Source organism: Pseudomonas azotoformans, from assembly GCF_900103345.1.
GTDB lineage: Bacteria > Pseudomonadota > Gammaproteobacteria > Pseudomonadales > Pseudomonadaceae > Aquipseudomonas > Aquipseudomonas azotoformans.
The window spans coordinates 848,454-863,631 of the sequence record NZ_LT629702.1 but is presented as its reverse complement, the minus strand read 5'-3'; the positions used below and the strand labels follow the sequence as shown (position 1 = coordinate 863,631).

Genomic DNA, 15,178 nt, shown 5'->3' with positions numbered 1-15,178 from the left:
GAGCTTGCCCCCTCCCACATGTTTATCGGCGGCGCATCAGGTAGTAGGCTGCGGGAATGACGAACAGCGACAACAACGGCGCCGTCAGCATCCCGCCAATCATCGGTGCAGCAATCCGGCTCATCACCTCACTGCCGGTGCCGCTGCCCAGCAAAATCGGCAGTAACCCGGCAATGATCACCGCCACCGTCATCGCCTTGGGCCGTACCCGCAGCACCGCACCTTCGGTGATGGCCGCCAATAGATTGCCATCCTTGCGCTCGGCCCAGGCGTTCTTCAGGTACAGCAGCATGATCACGCCGAACTCCGCCGACACCCCCGCCAGCGCAATAAAACCCACGCCCGTGGCGACCGACAGGTTGAAGCCCAGCCAGTAGAGCAGCCACACGCCGCCGGTCAACGCGAACGGCAAGGTCGCGAGGATCAGCAACGCCTCCCCCACCCGGCGAAAGGTCAGGTACAGCAGCACGAAGATGATCAGCAAGGTGGCCGGCACCACCAGCTTCAAACGCTGGTTGGCGCGTTCAAGGAACTCGAACTGCCCCGAATAACTGAGGCTCATCCCCGGTTGCAACTGCACCTGCTGGTTGATCGCCGCACGCAGGTCCTTGACCACCGAAGCCAGGTCACGATCACGCACGTCGATATACACCCAACCGGAAGGCCGCGCGTTTTCACTCTTGAGCATCGGCGGGCCATCGTTGACCTTGATCCTGGCCACCGTGCCCAGGGTGATCTGGCTGCCCTGCGGCGTGTACACCGGCAGGTTGCGCAGCGCTTCCACCGAGTCGCGCCATTCCTTCGGGTAGCGCAGGCTGATGGGGAAACGCGCCAGGCCTTCCACGGTTTCGCCGATGGTTTCACCGCCCACCGCACCCGACACGATGGACTGCACATCGCTGATGTTCAGCCCGTATTGCGCGGCGGCGGCACGGTCGATGTCGACGTCGATGTAGCGCCCGCCGGTCAAGCGTTCGGCCAGCGCCGAACTCACGCCAGGCACGGTCTTGGCGACTTTCTCCACGGCCTGGGTCACCACATCGATCTGCATCAGGCTGGTGCCCGCAACCTTCACGCCAATCGGGCTCTTGACCCCGGTCGCCAGCATGTCGATACGGTTGCGGATCGGCGGGATCCAGATGTTGGTCAGGCCCGGCACCTGCACCACGCGGTCCAGCTCCTTGACCAGTTTGTCCGGGGTCATGCCGGGGCGCCATTGGTCCTTGGGCTTGAACTCGATGGTGGTCTCGAACATCTCCAGCGGCGCCGGGTCGGTGGCGGTTTCAGCGCGACCGGCCTTGCCGAACACGTGGGCGACTTCGGGCACCGTCTTGATCAGCCGGTCGGTGCGTTGCAGCAGTTCACCCGCTGTCTGTGTCGACAAACCCGGCAGCGCCGAAGGCATGTACAACAGATCGCCCTCATCCAGCGGCGGCAGGAACTCACCGCCCAGTTTCGAGATCGGCCACAGCGCGCTCGCCACCATCAGCAGCGCCACCAGCAGGGTCATGCGCGGCCAGCGCAGCACCGCCTCCAGCGCCGGCTGGTAGAGCTTGATCAGGCCGCGATTGAGCGGGTTGCGTTGCTCGTCGGGTATGCGCCCGCGAATCCAGTAGCCCATCAGCACCGGGATCAAGGTCACCGACAACCCGGCGGCGGCCGCCATGGCGTAGGTCTTGGTGTAGGCTAGCGGCCCGAACAGCCGGCCTTCCTGGGCCTGCAAGGTGAACACCGGAATAAACGACAGCGTAATGATCAGCAGGCAGAAAAACAGCGCCGGGCCGACCTCGACCGCCGCGTCCGTCATCACCTTCCAGTGCGCATCGCCCTTGAGTTCCCGGCCAGGGTTGGCGTGGTGCCAGGCTTCGATTTTCTTGTGCGCGTTTTCGATCATCACCACCGCCGCATCGACCATCGCACCGATGGCAATCGCAATACCGCCCAGGGACATGATGTTGGCGTTGATGCCCTGGAAGCGCATGACGATAAACGCGATCAGTACACCCACCGGCAACGAGATGATCGCCACCAGGGAAGAGCGCAGGTGCCACAGGAAAATCCCGCACACCAAGGCCACCACCAGGAACTCTTCCAGCAACTTATGGCTGAGGTTGTCCACGGCGCGGTCGATCAGCTTGCTGCGGTCGTAGGTGGTGACGATCTCCACACCCGGCGGCAGGCTGCCTTTCAACTGTTCCAGCTTGGTCTTGACCGCGGCGATGGCTTCCCGCGCATTCTTGCCGCTGCGCAGGATCACCACGCCGCCGACCGCTGCGCCCTCGCCGTCCAGCTCACTGATGCCCCGGCGCAGGTCCGGGCCGAGCTGGATGTTCGCCACGTCGCCGAGGGTGACCGGCACATTGTTGGCGTCGAGGCGCAGCGGGATGGCGCGGAAGTCGGCCAGGTTTTTCAGGTAGCCGGAGGCACGCACCACGTATTCGGACTCGCCCAGGTTCAGCACCGAGCCGCCGGCTTCCTGGTTGGCTTTGTCGATCGCGTCTTTCACTTGCGCCTGGGTAATGCCGCGACTGGCCAGGGCCAGCGGGTCGAGCTGCACCTGGTATTGTTTAACCTGGCCACCGATGGTGGCGACTTCCGCCACATTCGGCAGGGTCTTGAGTTCGAACTTGAGGAACCAGTCCTGCAACGCGCGCAATTGCGCCAGGTCGTGCTGGCCGGTGCGGTCCACCAAGGCGTACTGGTAGATCCAGCCCACGCCGGTGGCGTCCGGCCCCAATGACGGTTTGGCCGATGCCGGCAGCCGCGCCTGCAACTGGCTGAGGTATTCCAGCACCCGCGAGCGCGCCCAGTACAGGTCGGTGCCTTCATCGAACAACACGTACACGTAGCTGTCGCCGAAGAACGAAAAACCGCGCACGGTCTTGGCCCCCGGCACCGAGAGCATGGTAGTGGTCATCGGGTACGTGACCTGGTTCTCCACAATCTGCGGCGCCTGGCCCGGGTACGGGGTGCGGATGATTACCTGCACATCCGATAGATCTGGCAAAGCGTCGACGGGTGTGTTCTGCACCGACCACACGCCCCACGCGGTGATGAACAAGGTGGCGAGCAGCACCAGGAAGCGATTGGCCACCGACCAGCGAATCAGTAGCGCGATCATGGCTGGGCTCCCGGCTGCATGTTCATCGCCGCTTCCGCAGCGGTGGCGGTAATGCCCTTGAGACTGGCCTCGGAGTCGAGCAGGAACTGCCCGGAGGCGACCACCTGCTGGCCTTCCTGCAGGCCACTGAGGATCACCGTGTGGTCCTGGTTTTCCACGCCGGTTTCGACCTCGACCGGACGATAGCGCCCACCCTCCTCGGCCAGCATCACCAGCACGCGCTTGCCGGTGCGGATCAACGCTTCACTGGGCACCTGCAACACTGCTTGGCCGCTGGTCTGTGCCAGGCTGACCTGGGCGGTCATGCCCGGGCGCAAGGCGCCGTCGGGGTTGGGCAGCTCGACCCGCACTTGCACGGTGCGGCTATCCATGGCGGTGGCCGGCAAGACCGCGCTGACCGTGCCGTCGAGCGTCTTGCCCGGCAAGCCGACGAAGCGGCTCTGCACGGTTTGCCCCACTTTCAACGTGGCCCCCTGGGCTTCGGGCACGGCGACCTGCAACCACACCGAGCCCAGGCCGTTGAACCGCGCCAGGGTCTGCCCCGGCGCCACGGTCATGCCTTCGCGCACCTCGAGGGTTTGCAGCGCGCCGCTGATCGGGCTGGTCACGGTCAAGACCGACTGCACCTGGCCGCTGCGTTCCATCTGCGCAATCAACCCGGCCGGCATCCCGCTCAGGCGCAGGCGTTGGCGGGCAGCGGCAATCAAACCGCGCTCGGCGCTGCGTCGCAGGGCCAGGAACTCCTCCTGGGCGGCCGCCCACTCGGGTATCAGCAGGTCCACCAATGGCGCGCCGGCCTTGAGCACATCCCCCGGCGCCCGCGCGTAAACCCGCTCGACAAACCCCGCCGCCCGCGCCTGCACCACCGCCACATCGCGATCGTTGAAGGCCAGGATGCCCGACAGTTCCAGGCGGGAGGTCAGCATGCCGCGGCTCACACTCGCCAGGCGCACGCCGATGTTCTGCGCCAGACCCGGGTCAATCTGCACCGCTGGCGTGGCTGCCGACCCCGCACCGTCGGCGTAGCGCGGCACCAGTTGCATGTCCATGAACGGCGACTTGCCAGGCTTATCGAACTTTTGTTGCGGGAACATCGGGTCGTACCAGTACAGCGCCTGCTTGTCGGCGTTGACGGGCATTGCGGGTGCGCCGGGCTGCCACTGCGCCAACCCGTAGCCCGCGCCCAGGCCCAACAGCAATACAGCGGCCACGATTCGATTATTCATTGGCGGGTTCCCCATAGGCGAAATACAACTGCGCGCCGACCAGGGCGCGTTGTTCGATGGCATCGATCTGCTTGAAACGGGCTTCGACCAGCTCACGGCGGGCGTTGACCACCGTCATCAAGTCGCCTTTGCCGGCGCGGTAACCGGACAGGCTCAAGCTGACTTTTTCCTCGGCCAACGGCACCAGGCTGTCCTGGCTGCGTTGCACCGCGCGGTCCAGGCGCTGGTAGTCGGCGAGGTCGTCATCGAGCATCTGGATATGCTCACGGGTCGCGGCTGCACGCTCGGCGTCGAGCTGGTCCAGCTCGGCCTGTTTGGCGGCAATGCCGGGGTTCTGTCGACGGCCGGGGAAGATCGGCAGGTCAAAGGTGAACTGCACGTTGACCATGTCACCGAACTCACGGCTGCGATGCCCGTAGTCGACCTCCCAACTCCAGTCAGAGGTCTTTTGCGCCTTGGCCTCCTGCAAGCGCGCCTGCGCTTCACGGGTGCGCGGCACGTAGGCTTGCAGTGCCGGGTGCTGGTGCAGGTTGTGGTTCAGGCTGTGGGGGTCGAAGGTCCAGTTGGGCAGCTGACCGCTGGGGGCTTCGTTGGCGGCCGTGCCGATCCAACGCTTGAGCGCGGCGCGGGCCTGGACGCGTTGCTGGGTCAACTCATCTTCGCGCCCCGCCAGCTCGGCGGCTTCCTGCCGGGGGATGACCGCGTCGGCGGCCTGACCACGGCCGCCAGCCAACTGCGCACGCACGGTGTCTTGCAGCAGACGGTTCTGTTGGTAGAAGTCCTTGAACAAGGCTTGCTTGCGCGCGACCGCATACGCACGAATCCACGCCTGGGCCGTGGCCTGGCGCACGTTCAGGCGCTCGATACGCCCTTCGGCGGCGGCCCGCTCGATGGTTGCATCGGCCAGCTCGACCCGGGCCTTGCGTTTGTCGCGGCTGGGCACTTGTTGCTGGATGCCGATCATCTGTTGCGTCATCTCATCGCCATACAACGTGCCGCGATTGGGCCCGCCGATGGGAAAGTTCTGCAGGCCGACCACCAGCTTGGGGTCGGGCAGTTCACCCGCCGGGATCGCCGCCTGGGTGGCGGCCTGCAACTTGGCCGACTCGGCCAGCAGCGACGGTGCAGTGTTTTGCGCCAGGCGCAGGGCGTCATCCAGGGTCAGCGCACTCGCCAACGCCGGCCACGCCAGCACGCCCACCACCAGGGCGCGCATGTAGGAGGCATTCATGTTGAAAATTCCCGTTCCGTTGCGCTGTGCGCCGCGTCAGGCGGCCCACAGCAAAACCATCCCGATCAAGGGATGCGTCTTGAGGTGCAACAGGGATCAGGCCCGGGGTGGGCGCCAGACGCCGGACGGCGTACGGAGGGGGACGAAATCGGAAGCGGTGCCGACCAGCAGCGGATGGGCCAGGGTCAAGGGCGCCTTGAGCACCGGCAAGGAAAATTGCAGCAGGCCACCGGTCTTGCATTCCTGGCCGGGCTTGCAGGCCTTGCCATGGTCAGCGCCGTCCTGGCAGCAGTCGGGCGACATGTCGCTCATCATCGGCATGTCCGACATTTTCATCGGGCAGGGCTCGGTGCTCGACGGCACCCCCGCCATCCCGGTCAGGGGAAGCGTGAGGCTCAGCAGCAGGACCAGGAATAAACGCAGAAGGCAGCTCATGGGGCGCGAGTCTAGCCAAGCGCGGGTTAAGCCGCCATTAACAATTGCGTGAGAAGTCGGCAGGCCCGCCGGCTGAACCTAGAGTGCAATATCGAACACCACCTTGACGTGGAAAGGCGGCTCCTGATTCTTCTGCACCATGCAGTCTAGGCTGCCGGCTGCACGACCGCTGGCAGGTAGAGCGGTGAAGTTCAACGACCCGCTGTTGGCATACGCAAACCCAAAGGAGTCCATCTTGGCGAAAAAAGCGCGGGCTTCACGGTTACTCCCTAACACGTAGTTAAGCGCCGTCTGGTCAACGTCCAGCAAGATGGCAACATAGTTCTGAACCCTGAACTCATCGTACTGCCTGCCGATGATTTCAAAGTAGTTCTTGATAATGCCACCACCGTCGACTTCTCTGAGGCTGACAACTTCCGCGTCAAAGTTCGGGTTTGGCAAAGGTCCGCCTACAACATCACCTCGCATATAGCCCGTACCTGTGACCGTTGGCGGCCGCACCGGTACTGGCTGGGTAATAAAGCCCGTCAGGTCGATCTGGCCCTGGCTGACGCTGACGTGCTGGCTGCCGTTCTCTCCCGAGAAATTGAACGCCCCCGTCAACGTGTCGTTCTGGTCCAGTGAAACAGTGAGACTGCCACTTACAGCCGTGTACGGCGTGACACCACCATGCTCATGAGCCCAATAAATACCCAGAGCAGTAACGCCAAGCACGAAGGTGTGCGACCCACTCCCCGGAATGAGGTCCGGTATACGAAAATTGAAACCGTTGAAATCATTGACCGTGGAGCCCAACCTTTGCGTTGCAGCAATCTCGATATATCCGCCGGATCGGTACATCCGCATTTCACCGGGATCGCCATTAAACAGTTTGTTCGGTGGAGTGACTTGTGGGTTGACGACAGTTGCCGTCCATGTGCCGGTTGTCTGGTTCATGACCGTGCTCTCACTGAGTGTGGACTTAGACCAAACTAGGCACTTTCAGCGCCCGGCGATACTGTCAAACTTCACAGGTATAAGCCTTCGTGCCCGAGAGAACAAAAAGCCGCGCCTGTGGAAACAGGCGCGGCCTTGGGAAGCCTGAGCGAGGATCAGTGCATGAAGATCGCAATCAGGATGATCACCGGGATAGGCACACCGAGGAACCAGAGCAGTAATGAGCGCATGTTGTTCTCCTTGAATTGATTAACGAACGAAGTGTTCGGTTTCGACATACACCACGGCATCGCGGCGGCGACCGCCGAAGGTGGCGGCGAGGCTGGCGAAGAACGCACCGATCAACAGGGCGACGAAGGTCCACAGCGAGGTATACGCAGCCACTTTGGCGGCGGTTTCCGCAGCTTGCTTGGCTTTGAGCTTGGCGTCTTCCACCGCTTTACGGGCGTCGCCGTAGACTTTGTCGATGCGCGCTTCGGCATCCGCCTGGCTGAGGTTGGTGCGCTGGCTGATCAACTGGGCCAGGTAGGCACGGTCTTCCGGCGCAAGCTGGCCGTCGTTGCTCAGGGTACGGGTGAAGATGCGCGCCACCACGCCATGGGCGGCGTCATCGCTGACGGCGACCGGGCGATCGTCACGGAACAGGCTGTCTACGTAGTAATCGAAATCGCCGCTGTTGGCACCTTTGGCGGCACTGCCGGCGGCTTGGGTGATACCGCTGGCCGCACCGGCTGCAACGCTGGCACCGGCTTTCACGCCGCCGCTGACCACACTGCTGACCGAACCGACCACCAATACGGCAGTGACCAGTGTGGCAACGGCCCAGGCCAGGAAGCCATGGGCGGTGTCGCGAAAGTACACCTCATCGCCGTGCATATTGGCCCATTTCACACGCAACCGACCGGCGATGTAACCGCCCAGGCCGGATGCAACGATCTGGGTAAAGGCCAGCCAGACAATCGTGGAAATACCCAGTCCCTTGGCACTGATACCGCTGTCGGCCCACGGCGACACCGCCGAAAAGCCCAGGCCGAAGCCTAGCAGCACCAGGATCAGCGACAGCGCAGCCGCGGCGGCAGCCCCGGCAAAAATCGCCCCCCAGGAAACCCCGGAGAGCGCGCTCGACTCTTGCAGCGTGGATGAGGATGTGATCATTGTTGTTTTGCTCCAAGGCAGAAAAATAGTGTTACAAGTCTCAAAAGGGACAGTGCAGGCACCATGCCAGCCTGGTCAAAAAATAAAGTCCTTATATTTCAATGAATTAAGTAATTTGAACTAACCTGACCCATGCAACTTGCAAGAAATGGCCGTTTGAAGCGGGCGTTATGCATTCCCCGGCGCGGCGATGAAATCGGTGTCAGTTTTGCCAACATGAAGTTTTATTTAGGAAGCATTCAGCCGTTTCTTGGCAAAATGCCCCCACTTCTGTAGGAGCCGGCTTACCGGCGATTGCGGTCTTCCAGTGTGAAAGGTAATCCCATGACCCGAATTTTGACCATCGAGGATGACGCCGTAACGGCTCGCGAGATCGTCGCCGAGCTGAGTAGCCATGGACTGGATGTAGATTGGGTAGACAACGGCCGTGAAGGCCTGGTCCGCGCCGTGAGTGGCGATTACGACCTGATCACCCTCGACCGCATGCTGCCGGAACTCGATGGCCTGGCCATCGTGACCACGCTGCGTACCATTGGCGTCTCCACGCCGATCCTGATGATCAGCGCCCTCTCCGACGTTGACGAACGCGTGCGTGGCCTGCGTGCCGGCGGTGATGACTACCTCACCAAACCGTTCGCCTCGGATGAAATGGCCGCCCGCGTCGAGGTACTGCTGCGGCGCAAAAGCACGGTCAAGGAATTCGAAACCGCCCTGCGTGTGGCCGACCTGGAGTTGAACCTGATCAGCCGCGAAGCCAGCCGCGCCGATCAACCCCTGAGCCTGCTGCCCACCGAATACAAACTGCTGGAATTCCTGATGCGCAACACCGGGCAGATCCTGTCGCGGATGATGATCTTTGAGGAAGTCTGGGGCTATCACTTCGACCCGGGCACCAACCTGATCGACGTGCACATCGGCCGTCTGCGCAAAAAGATCGACCCACCGGGCCTCACGCCGCTGATCCGCACGGTACGAGGTTCCGGTTATGTCATTGCTGAACCCCTCTAAAGGCTGGCGCTCCTCCAGCAGCCGCCTGCTGGCGCTGTACAGCTCGCTGTTCGTGGCCTGGAGCTGCATCCTCATGGGGGTGCTGTATTACGAGGTGTCAGGTTACCTGGGCGACCTGTCGCGCCACTCCCTGATGCAGCGCCAGCACCTGTTCCAGCGCTTCGACGGCGAGGAACTGGTGGAAGCGCTGACCACCAGCATGACCTTCGACATGAAGGGCGTGGATGCCTACGGCCTGTTCGATGAACAATTCCGTCCCTTGAGCGGGCCGATTCGTGCGATCCCGCCGGATCTGCCGCTGGACGGCAAGATCCACGCCCTGGCCAATTGCGTCGAGTCTGACGACCCCAAACTGCCTAAAGACAGCTGCGACGCCGTGGCCACCCACACCGAAGACGGCCGTTGGCTGGTGCTGGTGCGCGCCAACGGCTCGCTGTTCGGCGTGACCCGGATCATCTGGCATGCCCTGCTCTGGGCATTGTCCCTGACGATTATTCCCGGCGCGGCCGGCTGGCACTTGCTGCGCCGCCGCCCGTTGCGGCGTATCCGTGGGATCCAGGCCAGCGCCGAAGCCATCGTCGCCGGCGACCTCACCCACCGCCTGCCGCTGTCCAACCGGCGTGACGAACTGGACATGCTCGCGGCCATCGTCAACGCCATGCTCGACCGCATCGAGAAGCTGATGAACGAGGTCAAGGGTGTGTGCGACAACATCGCCCACGACCTGCGCACCCCGCTGACCCGCCTGCGTGCGCAGCTGTATCGCATCAGGCAGGAGGCTGAGGCCGAGTCGGACTACGCGGTGAAACTCGACGATGCAATTGCCGAGACCGACACCCTGATGGCGCGCTTTCGCGGGCTGTTACGCATCTCCGAGCTGGAGGACCATCAGCGCCGCTCCGGTTTCCTGGTCATGGACCCGTTGCCACTACTGCGCGAGTTGCACGACTTCTACCTGCCCCTGGCCGAAGAAGGTGAACTGCAACTGAAGCTCGAAACCCCGGAGTCCCTGCCATGGATCACCGGCGACCGTGCCCTGTTGTTCGAAGCCCTGGCCAACCTGCTGAGCAATTCGATCAAATTCTCTCCGCCGGGCGGCACAGTGATCCTGCGCGGGGTCAATGACGCCGGCAGCACGCGTATCGAAGTGCACGACTCCGGGCCGGGTATACCGGCAGCGGAGCGGGATGCGGTGTTCCAGCGTTTCTACCGCGTGGATGAAAGCGACCAGCAAGGCGGGTTTGGATTGGGCTTGTCGATTGTGGCGGCGATCATCAACTTGCATGGCTTCAAGCTGGACGTAGGGACGAGTGAGCAAGGCGGTGCCCGCCTGGTGCTGGAGTGCCGCCAGCAACTGATGCCGGAGGCCTGAGACCACTGGCGTCCCAATGTGGGAGGGGGCTTGCCCCCGATTGCAGTGTGTCAGTCACCCTACATATTGACTGAAGCACCGCCATCGGGGGCAAGCCCCCTCCCACATTGGACTGGATCAGGCCGGGAAGTTGGCGCGTAGGGCCTCAAGACCACCGCTGTAGACACCGGCAAACAGCTCCTCCACTGCCGCATCCGTGGTCCCCGCCGCTGGCGTGAACACACCGGACCAGGTCACTTTCGCCGAAGCGTCCGTCAGCGCCTCAACCTGCAACGTCGCCAGATACGCACTCACCGGAAACGGCGACTGCTCAATGGTGTAGCTGTAGGTACGCCCGACGTGATCAAAGCGCTGCAAGCGCTCGACGATCACTGCGCCGTCCGCCGTTTGCAGGTGACGCACGCGGCCGCCATCGTCCGGCTCACTTTTGACAATCAACGGCAACCAGTTCGGCAGGCTGTTGAAGCCGCCGACCAATTGCCAGACCTGATCGGCCGACACCGGGATTTCAATCACAGAAGACGCTATTGCCACGATAAATACTCCAGAAAATGAAAAACAATTCAGATCGCCATGCTGTCAACAACACCACCGTCGACGCGCAACGCGGCACCGGTAGTCGCAGAAGAAAGCGGTGAAGCAATGTACGCCACCGGTGCAGGCTGAGCCACTCAACCAGAGAGGGTTCCGCCGAGCATTATTCGCGGACATGAGCAGTCCTTTACGCGCTGAATTGCGCAGTGTAGCCCCCCAAACCTATCTGGCGATGTGCATAGCAGCTGCCAATACCTGTGATGTTGCGGCCCGTCACTGCACGAACTCTCGCAACCGAAACCACATCATCCCCAACGCCAACAACGGTGACCGCAATGCCTTCCCCCCCGGAAAGGTCATATGCGGCACCTGGCTGAAAATATCCAGGCCCGAACTCACGCCTGCGTGAATCCCCTCGGCCAGCAACCTTGCACACCAGTGCGTCACGTTCAGCCCATGCCCGGAATACCCCTGGGCATAAAACACATTGGGGTACTGCTTCAGGCGCCCCACCTGCGGAAAGCGGTTGGCGGTAATGCCGATCTTGCCACCCCACTGGAACTCAATGGCGGTCTGCGCCAGTTGAGGGAACACCTTGAGCATTTTCGGGCGCATGTAGGCGGCGATGTCCGCCGGATCGCGCCCCGAGTAATGGCAGGCGCCGCCGAACAACAGGCGCCGGTCAGCGGACAGCCGGTAATAGTCCAGCCCGACTTTCTGGTCGCACAGCGCCAGGTTCTGTGGGATCAACTGCTGGGCGACGGCTTCCGATAACGGCTCGGTGGCGATGATGTAGCTGCCCGCCGGAAGTACCTTGCCGCTCAAGCGTGGTTCCAGTTCTTCCAGGTGTGCATTGCAGGCCAGCACCAGGCTGGTCGCGCGCACCGTGCCGCCGGCGCAGCGCACTTGCACCGTGTCGCCGTGGATCAGTTGCAGCACTTCGGTGTGCTCGAAAATCCGCACGCCGAGGGACTCGGCCAGTCGCGCTTCACCCAGTACCAGGTTCAACGGATGCAAATGCCCGGAGCCCATGTCCACCAGTCCCCCGGCATACACCTTCGAACCGACCACTTGCTGCATATCCTGCGGGCCGACCAGGCGGGTTTCGTGGGCATACCCAAGCTCCGCCAGGTGCGCCTGCTCGCCCTTGAACGCGGCGAACTGCGCGGGCGTGTTCGCCAATTCACAAAAGCCCCAGCGCAGGTCGCAGTCAATGCCGTGTTCGCGAATGCGCTCGCCCACCAAGGCCACCGACTCGATCCCAGCGCGCTCCAGGTAACGCACGCCCTCCTCGCCCACGTATTTGGCAAATCCCGACACGTCATGGCCGATACCGCGGATCAACTGCCCGCCGTTGCGCCCGCTGGCGCCCCAGCCGATGCGCCGGGCTTCCAGCAGAATCACCGAGAGCCCGCGCTGGGCCAGTTCGATGGCGGTATTCACGCCAGTGAACCCGCCGCCGATCACGCACACATCGGCGGTCAGGTCGGTGCCCAATGCGGGGCGCTCCGCCAGGGCGTTGGCCGTGGCCCGGTAGTAGGACCGGGCGTGGTCAGTCGGCTGCATCATTTGTTGGTCTTCACTTTGCTCCAGGCGCGGGTCATCAGGCGCATGGTCGACGGGGTCGGCGTGGTGGAAATATAGAGTTTGTCGAGCACCGCCTGCGGCGGATACACCTCAGGGTTGTTCACCAACTCAGGGTCCATGAACGCCTTGGCCGCCGGGTTGGCGTTGGCATAGCCCACCGAGGCGCTGACCTTGGCGATCACTTGCGGGTCGAGCAGGTAGTTGATGAAGGCGTGGGCTTCTTTCGGGTTGCTCGCGTCGGCGGGAATCGCCAGCAGGTCGAACCAGAGGTTGGAACCTTCCTTGGGAATGGAATAGGCGATGTTCACGCCGTTCTTGGCCTCCTTGGCACGGTTCGCCGCCTGGAACACATCGCCGGAATACCCGAAGGCCACGCAGATATCACCGTTGGCCAGGTCCGAGATGTACTTGGAGGAATGGAAGTAGGTGATGTACGGCCGCAGCGTCAGCAGCTTGGCTTCGGCTTCCTGATAATCCTTGGGATTCTCGCTGCGCGGGTCCTTGCCCATGTAGTTGAGGATCGCCGGGAACAGCTCGTCCGCCGAATCGAGGAAGGCCACGCCGCACTGGTTGAGCTTCTTGATGTTCTCCGGTTCGAACAGCACCGCCCATGAGTCGATATGGTCGATGCCCAGCACCTGCTTGACCTTGTCGACGTTGTAGCCGATGCCATTGGTGCCCCACAGGTACGGCACCGAGTGCGCGTTACCCGAGTCGTTTTTCTCCAGCAGCGCGAGCAGCTTGGGGTCGAGGTTCTTGAAGTTGGGCAATTGCGTGCGGTCGAGCTTGAGGAACGCACCGGCCTTGACCTGGCGCGCCAGGAAGTGGTTTGACGGCACCACCACGTCATAGCCGGTGCGGCCGGCGAGCAACTTGCCTTCCAGGGTCTCGTTGGAGTCGAACACGTCGTAGATCGGCTTGATCCCAGTCTTGGCCTGGAAGTCGGCCAGGGTGGTCTCGCCGATATAGTCGGTCCAGTTGTAGATACTGACTGTCGGCGCCGCCTGGCCGGCACTGCTGAATGCGGCCACCAGGGCCAGCGGGAGAAGCTGTTTTACAAGACGCATATCGACACCCCTTTATTGGTTTTTTAGACGCTCAACAGCAGGAACTCACGCTCCCAGGAACTGATCACCCGCTTGAAATTCTCGTGCTCGGCGCGTTTGACCGCGACGTAGCCGCGCACGAATTTATCGCCCAGGTACTGCTTGACCGTGTCGCAGTCCTCCATGCGTGCCAGCGCATCTTCGAGGGTGAACGGCAGGCGCAGGTTGCGACGCTCGTAGGCGCGGCCTTCCACTGGTGCGCTGGGTTCGATCTGCTCGACCATGCCCAGGTAGCCACACAGCAGACTAGCCGCGATCGCCAGGTACGGATTGGCATCTGCGCCGGGCAGGCGGTTTTCCACGCGCATGGCGTCGGGGCTGGAGGTCGGCACGCGCAGGCCGACGGTGCGGTTTTCTTCGCCCCACTCGACGTTGACCGGCGCCGAAGTGTCAGGCAGGAAGCGGCGAAACGAGTTCACGTTGGGCGCGAACATCGGCAGCAGCTTGGGGATGTACTTCTGCAGGCCGCCGATATGGTGCAGGAACAACTGGCTCTTGTTGCCCTCGGCATCGACGAACACCGGTTTGCCGGTGGCGATCTCCACCACGCTCTGGTGCAGGTGCATGGCGCTGCCCGGCTCGTCGGCCACCGGCTTGGCCATGAAGGTCGCGGCCACGTTGTGCTTGAGCGCGGCCTCGCGCAGGGTGCGCTTGAACACGGTGATCTGGTCGGCCAGGTCGAGAGCGTCGCCATGGCGGAAGTTGATTTCCATCTGCGCCGGGCCGTCTTCGTGGATCAGCGTATCAAGGTCCAGGCCCTGGGCTTCGCACCAGTCGTAGACGTCCTCGAACAGCGGGTCGAATTCGTTGGCGGCGTCGATGGAGAACGACTGGCGGCCGGTCTCGGCGCGGCCGGAGCGGCCCACCGGGGTTTTCAGCGGCAAGTCCGGGTCTTCGCAGCGCTGGGTCAGGTAGAACTCCATTTCCGGCGCAACAATCGGCTGCCAGCCCTTGTCGGTGTAGAGCTGCAGGACTTTCTTCAGCACATTGCGTGGCGACAGCTCGATGGGGTTGCCCAGTTTGTCGAAGGTGTCGTGGATCACGATTGCGGTGGGCTCGATGGCCCACGGCACGACGTAGGTGGCGTGTGAGACCGGGCGGCAAACCATGTCGATATCGGCGGGGTCGAGCAGGTCGTAGTAGATCTCGTCGTCGACAAAGTCCCCGGTTACCGTTTGCAGCAGCACACTTTCCGGCAGGCGCATGCCTCGCTCATGCAGGAACTTGTTGGTGGGCGCAATCTTGCCGCGTGCGATGCCAGTCAAATCACTGATCACGCATTCGACTTCGGTAATCTTGTGTTCTTTCAGCCAGGCGGACAGCTGATCGAAGGGGGCGTTCATAAAGACCTCGGCATGGGTTGGGTGCATGCGCCGGCTTGTACTCCTGGCGCATTGAGGTCTATCTTGAGGCCGCCGCGCCCCGGCATCTATCCACTTTGCACGCACCACAACGCACCAATAGAGT

The 15,178-nt window shown here is 62.7% G+C and carries 12 protein-coding genes and 1 pseudogene; 2 read left to right on the top strand and 11 right to left on the bottom strand.

What is annotated here, in order from left to right:
* Positions 1-22: 22 nt before the first annotated feature.
* The 6 genes from BLR69_RS03685 to BLR69_RS03660 all read right to left on the bottom strand — a co-directional run bounded on the left by BLR69_RS03685 (position 23) and on the right by BLR69_RS03660 (position 8,104).
* Complete coding sequence (locus BLR69_RS03685) at positions 23-3,121, bottom strand: efflux RND transporter permease subunit (protein WP_071496114.1); 3,099 nt, start codon at positions 3,119-3,121, stop codon at positions 23-25.
* The gene (locus tag BLR69_RS03680; RefSeq protein ID WP_071496115.1) at positions 3,118-4,347 is read right to left on the bottom strand and encodes an efflux RND transporter periplasmic adaptor subunit; all 1,230 of its coding nucleotides are present in this window, start codon (positions 4,345-4,347) and stop codon (positions 3,118-3,120) included. Before BLR69_RS03680 ends, BLR69_RS03685 begins: the two co-directional genes overlap by 4 nt.
* Positions 4,340-5,578: a TolC family protein gene (locus tag BLR69_RS03675; protein WP_071496116.1), complete on the bottom strand. Its 1,239-nt coding sequence runs from the start codon at positions 5,576-5,578 to the stop codon at positions 4,340-4,342. The genes BLR69_RS03680 and BLR69_RS03675 overlap by 8 nt, the downstream gene beginning before the upstream one ends.
* A gap of 96 nt (positions 5,579-5,674) precedes the next feature.
* Positions 5,675-6,013: a hypothetical protein gene (locus BLR69_RS03670; RefSeq protein ID WP_071496117.1), complete on the bottom strand. Its 339-nt coding sequence runs from the start codon at positions 6,011-6,013 to the stop codon at positions 5,675-5,677.
* A 78-nt stretch (positions 6,014-6,091) separates the two neighbouring features.
* Entirely contained in the window at positions 6,092-6,949 is an 858-nt protein-coding gene (locus BLR69_RS03665; RefSeq protein ID WP_134434923.1) for a hypothetical protein, read from the bottom strand.
* A gap of 249 nt (positions 6,950-7,198) precedes the next feature.
* Positions 7,199-8,104 carry a hypothetical protein gene (locus BLR69_RS03660; RefSeq protein WP_058425745.1) on the bottom strand — a complete coding sequence of 302 codons (906 nt, stop codon included), beginning with the start codon at positions 8,102-8,104 and terminating at the stop codon, positions 7,199-7,201.
* Between the two features lie 324 nt (positions 8,105-8,428).
* Here BLR69_RS03660 and BLR69_RS03655 point away from each other — a divergent pair, with 324 nt between their 5' ends.
* Both BLR69_RS03655 and BLR69_RS03650 read left to right on the top strand, forming a co-directional pair.
* A complete protein-coding gene (locus BLR69_RS03655; protein ID WP_010564812.1) occupies positions 8,429-9,112 on the top strand; it encodes a response regulator transcription factor in 684 nt (227 codons plus the stop codon).
* A complete protein-coding gene (locus tag BLR69_RS03650; RefSeq protein WP_071496119.1) occupies positions 9,090-10,484 on the top strand; it encodes a sensor histidine kinase in 1,395 nt (464 codons plus the stop codon). The genes BLR69_RS03655 and BLR69_RS03650 overlap by 23 nt, the downstream gene beginning before the upstream one ends.
* 117 nt (positions 10,485-10,601) lie before the next feature.
* Here BLR69_RS03650 and BLR69_RS03645 read toward each other — a convergent pair whose 3' ends face one another.
* The 5 genes and pseudogenes from BLR69_RS03645 to BLR69_RS03630 all read right to left on the bottom strand — a co-directional run bounded on the left by BLR69_RS03645 (position 10,602) and on the right by BLR69_RS03630 (position 15,054).
* A complete protein-coding gene (locus BLR69_RS03645) occupies positions 10,602-11,018 on the bottom strand; it encodes an SRPBCC family protein (RefSeq protein ID WP_071496120.1) in 417 nt (138 codons plus the stop codon).
* A gap of 29 nt (positions 11,019-11,047) precedes the next feature.
* A pseudogene (locus BLR69_RS31045) lies at positions 11,048-11,137 on the bottom strand (oxidoreductase); the annotation flags it as partial.
* A 154-nt stretch (positions 11,138-11,291) separates the two neighbouring features.
* A complete protein-coding gene (locus BLR69_RS03640) occupies positions 11,292-12,587 on the bottom strand; it encodes an NAD(P)/FAD-dependent oxidoreductase (RefSeq protein ID WP_071496121.1) in 1,296 nt (431 codons plus the stop codon).
* On the bottom strand, positions 12,584-13,672 hold the full coding sequence (locus tag BLR69_RS03635) for a polyamine ABC transporter substrate-binding protein (RefSeq protein WP_071496122.1): 1,089 nt from the start codon (positions 13,670-13,672) through the stop codon (positions 12,584-12,586). The genes BLR69_RS03640 and BLR69_RS03635 overlap by 4 nt, the downstream gene beginning before the upstream one ends.
* 23 nt (positions 13,673-13,695) lie before the next feature.
* A complete protein-coding gene (locus tag BLR69_RS03630) occupies positions 13,696-15,054 on the bottom strand; it encodes a glutamine synthetase family protein (RefSeq protein ID WP_058425759.1) in 1,359 nt (452 codons plus the stop codon).
* Between the last annotated feature and the right edge of the window lie 124 nt (positions 15,055-15,178).